General features: G+C 61.2%; 8 protein-coding genes. 6 read left to right on the forward strand and 2 right to left on the reverse strand.

Annotation, left to right across the window (positions count from 1 at the left end; translation table 11 throughout):
• Positions 1-4: 4 nt before the first annotated feature.
• Positions 5-1666, reverse strand: a complete 1662-nt coding sequence (locus C482_RS15560) for an HTTM domain-containing protein (protein ID WP_006168680.1) — start codon at positions 1664-1666, stop codon at positions 5-7.
• Between the two features lie 69 nt (positions 1667-1735).
• Between C482_RS15560 and C482_RS15565 the strand changes: the two genes are divergently transcribed.
• Entirely contained in the window at positions 1736-2419 is a 684-nt protein-coding gene (locus C482_RS15565; RefSeq protein ID WP_006168681.1) for a sensor histidine kinase, read from the forward strand.
• Positions 2420-2468: 49 nt separating this feature from the next.
• On the opposite strand, the gene C482_RS15570 is transcribed toward C482_RS15565, so the two are convergent.
• Positions 2469-3704 carry an AI-2E family transporter gene (locus C482_RS15570; RefSeq protein ID WP_006168682.1) on the reverse strand — a complete coding sequence of 412 codons (1236 nt, stop codon included), beginning with the start codon at positions 3702-3704 and terminating at the stop codon, positions 2469-2471.
• A gap of 389 nt (positions 3705-4093) precedes the next feature.
• On the opposite strand from C482_RS15570, the gene C482_RS15575 reads away from it, so the two are divergent.
• From C482_RS15575 to C482_RS22455, 5 genes are all read left to right on the forward strand, one after another.
• The gene (locus tag C482_RS15575; RefSeq protein WP_006168683.1) at positions 4094-5239 is read left to right on the forward strand and encodes a FecCD family ABC transporter permease; all 1146 of its coding nucleotides are present in this window, start codon (positions 4094-4096) and stop codon (positions 5237-5239) included.
• A 128-nt stretch (positions 5240-5367) separates the two neighbouring features.
• Positions 5368-6504, forward strand: coding sequence for an ABC transporter substrate-binding protein (locus C482_RS15580; protein ID WP_049896835.1), 1137 nt, complete (start codon positions 5368-5370; stop codon positions 6502-6504).
• Between the two features lie 68 nt (positions 6505-6572).
• On the forward strand, positions 6573-7730 hold the full coding sequence (locus C482_RS15585; RefSeq protein ID WP_006168685.1) for an ABC transporter substrate-binding protein: 1158 nt from the start codon (positions 6573-6575) through the stop codon (positions 7728-7730).
• A 2-nt stretch (positions 7731-7732) separates the two neighbouring features.
• The gene (locus C482_RS15590; protein WP_006168686.1) at positions 7733-8719 is read left to right on the forward strand and encodes an FAD-dependent oxidoreductase; all 987 of its coding nucleotides are present in this window, start codon (positions 7733-7735) and stop codon (positions 8717-8719) included.
• A gap of 139 nt (positions 8720-8858) precedes the next feature.
• Positions 8859-9704 carry a DUF7260 family protein gene (locus C482_RS22455; RefSeq protein WP_241431941.1) on the forward strand — a complete coding sequence of 282 codons (846 nt, stop codon included), beginning with the start codon at positions 8859-8861 and terminating at the stop codon, positions 9702-9704.
• Positions 9705-10127 lie beyond the last annotated feature (423 nt).

Below are 10127 nucleotides of genomic sequence, written 5' to 3' on the forward strand. Positions count from 1 at the left end.
CGAACTACGGCACCCCACTACCACCATCTTCATCCCACTCGGAGTCTACGATTTCGATCGGCTCGTTGCCATCGCAGCCGTGTCTGTGTAGCAACACTGCAGAGCGATTGCGCTCGTTCGGCGTTCCGATCGTCTCGCGAGTTACCTGCTCTTGCACCTGATACATCGTGAGGTGTGTAAGTTCGTCATCGCCGTCGTGAGCTTCGTTCCACTCGGTGCAGATGTGTTCGGCAAGCAGGGCTGTCGTCTCGGGCGGGTCCGACGACCCGACGCTGTTCATGTAGAACCGTTCACGGTACGTCTCGTACTGGTGTTGAAGGTTCTCGTACGGCCGGTCGAACGTCAACGCCCGGTCGTTGTACACGTCAAGGCGCTCACCCGAGGCGGTCACCGCGGGGAAGATGTAATACCGGTCCGTCGTTCGTGGCTCCGGTGCGAAGATACTCCACTCCGTCTGGTGATCGATGAACCCGGTCGCCCCCCGCTCGATCTCCGTAGCTGGATCGATGTCGTCGCTGACCAGCCCACCTGCCGAAAGCACCGACACCAGCGCGACGACGGCCCCAATCGCGACAACTGTTGCCACCACTGTTCGGGTAGGGTTGTGTCGGATTCGGTGTGTGAGATTTGCAGTGTACTCGAGTCGGAGCCGTGGCAGGCGGGTGGCGAGTCCAGTTGCGGTCGGCAAGCGGTGGTTGGTGTGATGGCGACGAGTGAGCGGGAGTCGAGTTTGGACTGGCCTGTGGATGTCTGCGGTCGTGGTCGGAAGCGAGAGTTTCCGGGCGACAGCCGAGAGATCGTCCCAGAACGATGACTGCAGAAAGAGGAGGAGGCCGGCGAGCGCGACGAACGCGAACGCGCCGATACGGACGGTGACGGCGAACGACAGGTGGGCAACCATGTAGATAGAGACGAGCCCTGTCCGGAGTCGCCCGCGAGCGAGGACGAGCAGACCGGAGAGACAGAGCATGTAGTACCACGCGAGGCCGCCGGCCTGGAGCAGCGCCGGGACTGCGTGGAGTGAGTCCGCGAGGAGAAACGTCATGTCGTCGAGGCCGAAGACGAGGACGGCCGCCTCGCCGCTCTGCCACAGTTCGGAGTTGGATTTGTGGTAGCCGTTGACCACGTACATCGTGATCATCTGAAAGAGGGCGAGCGCCGAGCCAATGCTCGCGACGCTGGCTCTCGGTTCCCGATCGGCGTGGACGGCGTCAACAGACCACCGTTCGCCGAGTGGGAGGAAGATTCCCCAGAAGAGCAGCCAGACGAATAGCGTGTCGGCGTAGCTCAGAACCAGCGGGTTCCGCAGGTCGAGCGAGAGGACGAACACGAGCGAGAGTGCGGTCGCAACCCGGGTATGGTATCCGACGAGTAACAGGACGGCAAGCACGCCGTGGACGACGAACAGCGCTGCTGTGCCTGCGGGGTCGGTGGTTAGAAAGTACACCGACGGCGCGTCGACCGACAGTGCAGCCAGTGCAAGTGACTGGGGGACCGGACCGGCCTCCGTATAGAAGTACGAGAAGTTCCGGGCACGGAGGAAGAGGTCAGCGAGAATCAACAGCGCGAAGGCGATCCGAACGAGCGCGAGTGTTCGGGTGTCGATGCGGACGCGCTCGCGCAGGGTTGTTCGCAGCGTCGATATCGCAGAGGCGGACGGGACCATCGAAAGAGGCTCTTTTTTCCAGACGAGTCGGACGCAGTATATGTTTTGTTATGTGGTCCGTCCCGGAAAGTGAGCGATACGCTGCAGACGATTCAGGGATGGACGGAGCTGAGTGAACAGACGGGTGACACCAGTCATCTTGATAGAGTCTATCCGGCGATCGATCGGATGCAACAGCTTATTGAGGACGTGCTCGCGGTCGCAAAGAGCGGCCGAGTACTCGGCACACTCGAACCGGTGTCACTTGCTGAGTGTGCGCAGAACGCATGGGCACTCGCGGACACAAACGCACTGGAGCCGGGCGAAGTACAGGGGTTGGGCGAAGTATCGGAGTCAGGCGAGCAAAGCGAGAGAAAAGACGGAACAGACACAACACACGAGTTGGTCGTCGACACGGACGTTGTCGTCCGGGCAAACCCAGAACGGCTGCAGGCACTCTTCGAGAATCTCTTTCGGAACGCGATCACTCACGGCGCGGGAGACGAAACGAGATCCGTGACCGTCTCGGTCGAGACACGCCGTGATGCGAGAGCGACCCCCATCGGATTCGCCGTCGAAGACGACGGCGTTGGAATTCCTGCTGACGAACGAGACGAGATCTTCGAGGTCGGCTACACCACATCGAGTGACGGCACCGGCTTCGGCCTCTCCATCGTCGAGCCGATCACTGTCGCCCACGGCTGGTCGATCGACGTCGTGACTGCGGACCCACACGGCACCCGTTTCGAAGTAGCTGATGTCGACTGCTATTGAAGTCCGTATACAATTTTCCGCGATACCGCCGTCAGAGCCTTCGTTTCGCTCACCTGTTGCTCGTTTCGTCCTTCCGTTCACCCACACTCGGATCTATCGCCTCAGAGAGCGCCACTCCGCGAACGAGAGCCGGAAAGATAACAGTGAGAAACCGCCGGACTGCGACGACGACCAGCGGCGCAAGGAAGACGCCGTACCAGCCGACGGTTGCGCCGCCAACAAGGTACCCGACGAGCATCACACTCGAGGGCGTGCCGTGACTCGAAAGCGACGGTCGCAACCAGTAGCGGATAATGGGATCGATGACGACCCAGCCGAGCACGGCCACTGCGGCGGGCACCCACAGCGACTGGGGGTCGGTCTGGAGGGCTCGGATCGCGAGGTAGGCGACCAGCGGAATGTAGACCAGCGAGCGCCCGACGAGCGGGATAAACGAGGCGATCCCGATGACGATCGCGAGCAGGATCGGCACCGGAACTTCGACCGGGGCCGGTGCGACGAGATTCAGCGCGCGAAAGAGCACCCAGGCAAGCACCACGACAGCGATCACGGTCAGCATCTGGCCCGCGTAGACCCGGCTTAGTTCCCGGTCGACGCCGCGAAAATACTGCAGTCCCGCTGCGTCGCGATGATTACCGAGCGAGCGAAGCCAGCCCGCGATCACCCGATCATAGCACAACAACAGATAGACGAACGCAAACAGGAGCGTCACCGTGAACACCAGTGTCGCCAATTGGGCGAGCACGCCCGTCCCGTACTCGAGTAGCACCGTGGCGTCAGCTGGTCGGAGCTGGTCGGCGAGCATCGAGGCGAGGTCCGCGGGAGATTCTGGTGGCCGGTCGAGGACGAGTCCGAGTCCGGGAGCGAGCGTCTCGAGCGCCTGGTCGACGTCAGCGTCGGTGAGTGTCAGCGCCTGCCCGATCGCGATGGCGACCAGCGAGAGCAAGAAAACGACGAGCGGGATGATGCCGAGCAGGATCGTCAGGATGGCGGCTCGGGCGGTCGTACCGACGGTGGCCTCGAGTCGTCGCGCGGCGGGGCGACCGACGTAGTAGAGAAAGAGCCCGAAGGCGATGATACCGAGGTATGTGAGCAGGAGCCAGAGCAGGATGCCGACGACGACGAGTGTGAGGAGCCACCACGCGAGTCGGGAACGGGGTGGTAGAAGTCGGTCGAAGGAGACGCTGGGAGTGGTGTTGGAAGTTGCGGGGGTAACGGTATCCTCGTCATCGTCGGTCCTGCCGCTGTCAGCATCATCACCATCACCGCCGTCCCCTGTGGCCATAGCGGGTGGACGACGCGTGCGGCTATAAGATTCACACGCGGGTATGCCAGCCACGTACCCGCGTTTGTGCTCCAGTGTGGGCAGAACACGCCGCCAGTGACGCCAATTCGAGCAGCGACACAGCATCCCAATCCCAGGAACGCCCGGACCGAACACCTCTGTGTGATTTAGGCAGCCCAAAATCAAAGCATCTATGTCGTTTTAGGCTGGCCGAAAAGGTATGGAACGAAAATCGATTGCTTCTCCCCCGGTCGCAGTGGGTCGGCCAGCGACCACATCAATAAGCTCGACCGACACTTTCTCTCTGCACCCAAGTCCAATCTCGAACGGTGACACGTCGAACGGAGAGCACAGACGGGGACAGCGACGGAAATGGGGGTTCGCCGACAATGTCTGAGACGCACTCGAGTGAGTCTACAACCAAGGGACAGTCTCGACAATCGCTCGCGGACCCGAAGCTGCTATCCGTCTGCCTCGGTGGAACCGCTATTATCGTTCTCAGCGGGATCGTACAGCTGAGTTTCGGCGCGTACTCGATGTCAATTCCCCAGGCGTGGCGAGCGCTGTTCGATCCCACGGTCATCTTCGATTATCGGTGGCTGCTCAACTTCTTCCTTGGCGAGGAGATACTGGAAGTGCTTACCGGCTACGAGACATCCCAGTTGCCAGAGCTGTCGACGGAGACACACATCGTCTGGGACCTGCGTCTCCCGCGCGTGATCGTCGCGATCCTGGTTGGGATGAGCCTCGCCGTCTCCGGTGTGATTTTCCAGGCCGTGACACGCAACGAACTCGCGAGTCCGTTCATTCTCGGTGTTTCGTCGGGTGCTGGCCTGATGGTGCTCGTGGTGCTTACGGTCTTCTCCGGCCTAACCACGTTCCTGCCGCTGGTGGCCGCTGCAGGTGGCGCGGGTGCGTTCTTGCTCGTGTATCTCATCGCGTGGAATAATGGCACGAGCCCCGTCCGTCTCGTGCTGGCGGGCGTCATCGTCGGCACGGTTTGTGGCTCGTTCCAGACCGCGCTGTTCGTCTTCACCGACGACATCGGCGTCGTCCAACAGGCTATCTCGTGGCTCAACGGCTCGCTGTCCGGCGTCGGCTGGCAGGAGGTCCGAATGGCTCTCCCGTGGACGACCGTCTCCGTCGGCCTGGCGTATCTCAGCTCGCGCCAGCTCGACGTACTCCTTCTCGGTGAGGGGACAGCCTCCGCGCTGGGGATGTCCGTCGAGCGCGTTCGATTCAGCCTGTCGGGACTAGCTGTCCTTGCCGCTGCCTCGAGTATCGCCGTCGCCGGCATCGTCAGCTTCGTGGGGCTGATCGTCCCGCACATCGTCCGCAACGTCGTCGGCAGCGACCACAAGAAGCTAATGATCGGCTGTCTCTTCGTCGGTCCAGCGTTGATGGTTTCGGCCGACGTCGGCGCACGCCTCGCGCTCAACCCGGTGCAGATTCCAGTCGGCATCGTCACTGGACTCATCGGTGGCCCGTACTTCCTCTACCTGATGCGCAAGAAACAGCAACTCGGCGAGCTCTGACCCCGGTCTCTGCCCGCTATTCACGCGTTTCGTGAGTGTACGCCTACTCGAGTGCGATCACTCCACACTGCGTTTTGGTCGTCCTAAAACAGAACACTCATAACTATTTAGGCTAGCCTAAAGTATGTATGACAAGCAGACGGCGTGTACTCGCCTCGACCGCAACGGCAGTGACGATCGGTGTTGCCGGCTGTGCGGACGACACGACTGAGCCAAACGGTGAGTCCAATGGTGGTGATGGTGTCGACCCTTACGAGATCTGTATCGAGCCGAGTGGCTGTCACACGTTCGAGGAGGTCCCAGAGTCGTTCTTCGTGATTCCCGGAACCCAAGAGGATATGGCGATGTCTCTGGGACTCCAGCCGGCAGCCCACGCCTACCCCGAACGGAAGCCGTATAAGTTCTACGAGCAGTTGCCAGGCGTCGATTACGATCCCGACGACGTATACCAGTACGGCGAGGGTGAGTCCGCACGAAATTACGATCGAGAACTCTTCTACGAGGTCGATCCTGACGTGATTCTGGCGGACCCGCGGATGCTGCAGAGCTACTCGAACTGGAGTGACGCAGACATGGACGAGATCGAGACAGCCATCGCGCCATTCCTCGGCTCGTTCATTCGCTTCGATTTCGATGGTCAGGAACCCTACTACACCATGTACGAACTGTTCGAGAAGGTCGCCAAAATCTTCCAGCGCCAGGCGCAGTACGAGGCGTGGGTCGAACTCCACGACGAGTTCATGGAGACGATCGAGGATCGCTTGCCGCCAGAAGACGAACGGCCGACGGCAGCCGTCTTCTGGCGCGGTATCAATGCTGACGCCGGCGAGTTCCAGCCCGCACCGATCAGCGAGAAGCGCAACGATGTCCGGTGTTTCCGCGACCTCGGCATCAAAGACGCCTTCGAGGGGATGGACATCGCCGGCAGTGTCGGCTACGAGACGCTACTCGATGTCGACCCAGACTATCTCGCCGCGCTCAACCTCTCGTCGATGACCGGTGATGAGTGGCAAGGTGAAGTCGTCGAACCGCTAGAGGACCACTCGACCGCTCGTCGCCTCTCTGCGGTCGAAAACGACAACGTCGTTCGGTCGTCGGGGCAGTTCATGGGGCCAGTCACACAGCTCTTCTCGACTGAAGCGCTCGCGAAGCAGATCTACCCAGACGAGTTCGGCTCGTGGCCGGGAGACTCGGACGCGATTCCGGAAACCGAGCAACTCTTCGACCGCGAGCGGGTTGCTGAGATCGTTACGGGCGACTTCTAAGGTCGTTCGGTTCTTTTAGGCCACCCTAAGACCGAAGCGACTATAATGTTTTAGGTAAGCCTAAAAACATGGTAATCGTCGAGTCGAACGTCACTGGCAACGAGGGAATAACGAGACGCGAGTACGTGACATACGGCTCCGCTATTGCGGGGTGTGGACTACTCGCTGGCTGTACGGAGGCGGACAGTGAAAACGGGGACGCGAACGGGACCGATGGAACTGGAACGACGGACGGCACCTACTCGGTAACGATGGAGCCAGTGGGGACCGTCGAGTTCGAGACTATTCCCGAACGGTGGCTCCCCTACACCGCCGATTATGCGGACATGGGTGTCGCGTTGGGGCAGGCAGACGGGTTGCTCGGCGTCGAACTGGTTGAACGGTTTGGGACGCACTACTACGAGGAACTTCCCGGCGTGTCCGTCGACGAGGACGATCTGGTCGACCTCTGGCAGAGCGGCACGGACACCGAACTATTCTACAAACTCGACGCGGACGTCCACCTCATCGATCCGCCGTTTATGACGAATCAGGTACAGTGGACCGACGCCGACATCGAGAGCGTCAAACAGGGAGTCGGTCCGTTCATCGGCAACACGATTTTCTCCCGGAGCTACGGCTGGCACGACTACGAGTACTACTCGCTGTACGAGGCCTTCGAGAAAATCGCCGAAGTGTTTCAGGAACGCGAGCGGTTCGAGGCGTTCGACCAGCTTCACGACGAGGTGCTTGCCGATGTCCACTCACGTCTGCCCGACGAGAATCCCGAGATCGCGATCCTCGCACCTGAGTCCGTCGCACCCGAGGAGTTCTATGGCTACACCCTCGACGGCGGCACGCAGTCAAAGCAGTGGGACGACCTCGGCGTTCAGGACGCACTCGAGCGCAGCGGTATCGGCGGCTTTCACGAAACGGGCGGGATGATCGATTACGAGGCGCTGCTTGAGGTCGACCCCGACGCAATCGTTATCTGGCAGGAGGCAGGCGTGACGGCCGAGAACTTCGAGGATGACGTACTCGAACCGATGCGAGATCACAGCGTCGCACAGAATCTCACAGCGGTCGAAACCGACCGCGTCATCTTCGGTGGGCTGTTCTACCAGGGACCAATCATCAATCTCTTCCAACTCGAGATGGCCGCCCAGGGGCTGTTCCCCGACGAGTTCGGTGGCGAGGAACTGTTTGACCGTCAGCGGGTTGCAGATATCGTAACTGGGGAGTTCTGAAAATGACGGACGCTGTAGATAGTGAGTGCGACGCAGTCGATGAGACGGATCGAGATGTTGTCGTTGTCGGCGGCGGACCCACTGGTGCCGCGGCCGCGATCTTCACCGCCCGACACGGTCTCGACACCGTCGTCTTCGATCGCGGGAACGCCGCCCTTCGCCGGTGTGCATATCTCGAGAACTATCCTGGGTTCCCCGGTGGCATCGACATCGAGGGCTTCTACGACCTGCTGCACGCCCACGTGGAGACGGCCGGCGGTGACCTCGTGCCAGACCTGGTCGAATCCGTCGATCGGGAGCACTCAGACGGACCGCTCGTCGTCGAAACGCAAGAGGGCCGACGGATCACGGCCGGTGCTGTCGTTGCAGCCGCGTGGTATGACGGCTCGTACCTGCGTCCGCTGGGTGGCGACGAACTGTTCGAAACCCACGATCACGACGGCGAGGAGCACGATCACTTCGACTCGTCCTATCCAGGCTCGGACGGTCGTACACCGATCGACGGCCTGTACGTCGCCTCACCGAACGGACGCCGGAACGCCCAGGCGATCATCGCTGCCGGCCAGGGAGCACACGTCGCTCGAAGCCTCATCGAGGATCACCGAACCGCACAAGGTTTCCCTGACGGTGTCGCTGAGCGGTACGACTGGCTTCGCCGTGACTCTGCATTCACAGGCGAGTGGGCGACCCGTGAGCGGTGGCGAGAGTGGTACGACGAGAAGGCCGGCGACGATCACGACCTCGAGACGGAGCGCTACGAAGAACTTCGCGTCCAGTACATTGACCGCGCGTTCGAGACACGACTCTCGGAGTCGGCGGCCGAATCACGGGCAGAGCAGGGACTCCGTGAATTGGTCGAAGCGGTCGGTACAGAGCGCGTATTGGACGCCGTCGATGACCAGACGATTCGTTCGTATTTCGCGGATGCAGAGGAAGAGACTGAGACTGAGACTGAGACTGAGACACAGACCGATACAGAGACCGTCTAGTGACCACCGAACCATCTCAGCCGTACTACCGCGACCGAACTACCCAACTGAACTACCCAGCCAAACCACCCCAATCCGATGAACGATCCCGGTGCAAACCCATGAATGAAACCACGAGCCAGCCGATGAGGTGGGTGCGGTGACAGTCACCGTCCTCCAGACAGCACTGGACCGCGTCGCCGAGGAACAGGCAGCCGTCACAGCAGGCGCAACCGCCTTCGAGCGATTCGAAAGCGGTGTCGAGGAAATCGAGCCCAGCGTTGCCGTGAACATTCCTCCCTCTACCGCCGCTACCATCGCCCCAACTACGGCCACCACTACAACGTTCACAGACGGCGGCAACAATACCACGCCCGCCGCATCGATCGTCCAACACCACCCGAACGAACCAGACGCCACAGCCCGCGTCCGAACGCTGTTCGCCGAAACCATCCACCCATACAGCACCGCAACGATCGACGAATCCGAACCGCTCCTCGAGACGATCATCGAAGAACTCGGCCCCGACATCGCGACAGCACTCTCCCCGACGACACCCGACCAGTTCACGCCGGCCCTGAAAGACGCAATCTGTAACAGTGCCACCCAGCGCCGCACCGAACTCGAGACGATGACCCACGCTCTGGAGCGCGAAACAGCATCGCTGACCGAGGCGGCAACTGCGGTCGACGGCGTACTCGAGTGGCTCGAGACGGTGGATGAAACGCCGCTGGCGTCGCTCGGGTTCGAGACGCTTCGGCAGCGCCACGAGGCGCTCGCTGCTCGGCGGGTGTGCTGTGAGCGGTTCGTCGAGGAACGACAGGAGACACTCGCGCAGACGATTGCGCAGGGGACGCCTGCTAAAACGGTTCATCGAGAGTTCGTCGAGTACCTGTATCAGGAGCAGCGCCAGTCGTATCCGGTTCTGGCCGCGATGGTGGCTCTCGATCGGCTCTGTGGGACGTGCCAGCGAGTGGTCCGTGCGCATCTCGTCCGGCGTGCGTGAGCGGAGGTGTGCTTGACACTCCTGAATTGCTCGGTGACCGTCTGCTAGCCTGCCGGCAGCCTGACGGCAGCCTGACGGCTGGGTCGGAGTCGGTTCCGGAGAACGCTATCGCCGGAAATTGGCGACAGCGGGCCTGGCAGTACTCATAGGGTTCGTCATTGCCAGGTGCCGAGTCTGGCTCGGGTCAGCACTTCGTCATCGGCCGGGCGAACGTAGGGGTGCGAGCGGAAAACGGTTGTCGGTTGGGGCAGCAGTAGGTCGACGGTGGGTTTCTGCCACGTCCTTTCATTTGCTGTCCTCTTTCAGTGCCCATCTATCTCGTTTGACATCCTCCCGCGCCTGAAGACGCGGGAATCCCGACCGCGTTTGGGATATTTCTGGTCTACGAGCCTACGCGTTCTCGCGGTGCAAAGCATCCACTCT

It is taken from the genome of Natrialba chahannaoensis JCM 10990 (genome assembly GCF_000337135.1).
In the GTDB taxonomy this organism is placed as follows: domain Archaea; phylum Halobacteriota; class Halobacteria; order Halobacteriales; family Natrialbaceae; genus Natrialba; species Natrialba chahannaoensis.

Excerpts from the sequence above, each read along its gene's own strand:
- C482_RS15580 (WP_049896835.1), top strand. The coding sequence starts at position 5,368 with ATGACAAGCAGACGGCGTGTACTCGCCTCGACCGCAACGGCAGTGACG.
- C482_RS15570 (WP_006168682.1), bottom strand. The coding sequence starts at position 3,704 with ATGGCCACAGGGGACGGCGGTGATGGTGATGATGCTGACAGCGGCAGG.
- C482_RS15560 (WP_006168680.1), bottom strand. The coding sequence starts at position 1,666 with ATGGTCCCGTCCGCCTCTGCGATATCGACGCTGCGAACAACCCTGCGC.
- C482_RS15585 (WP_006168685.1), top strand. The coding sequence starts at position 6,573 with ATGGTAATCGTCGAGTCGAACGTCACTGGCAACGAGGGAATAACGAGA.
- C482_RS15590 (WP_006168686.1), top strand. The coding sequence starts at position 7,733 with ATGACGGACGCTGTAGATAGTGAGTGCGACGCAGTCGATGAGACGGAT.
- C482_RS15575 (WP_006168683.1), top strand. The coding sequence starts at position 4,094 with ATGTCTGAGACGCACTCGAGTGAGTCTACAACCAAGGGACAGTCTCGA.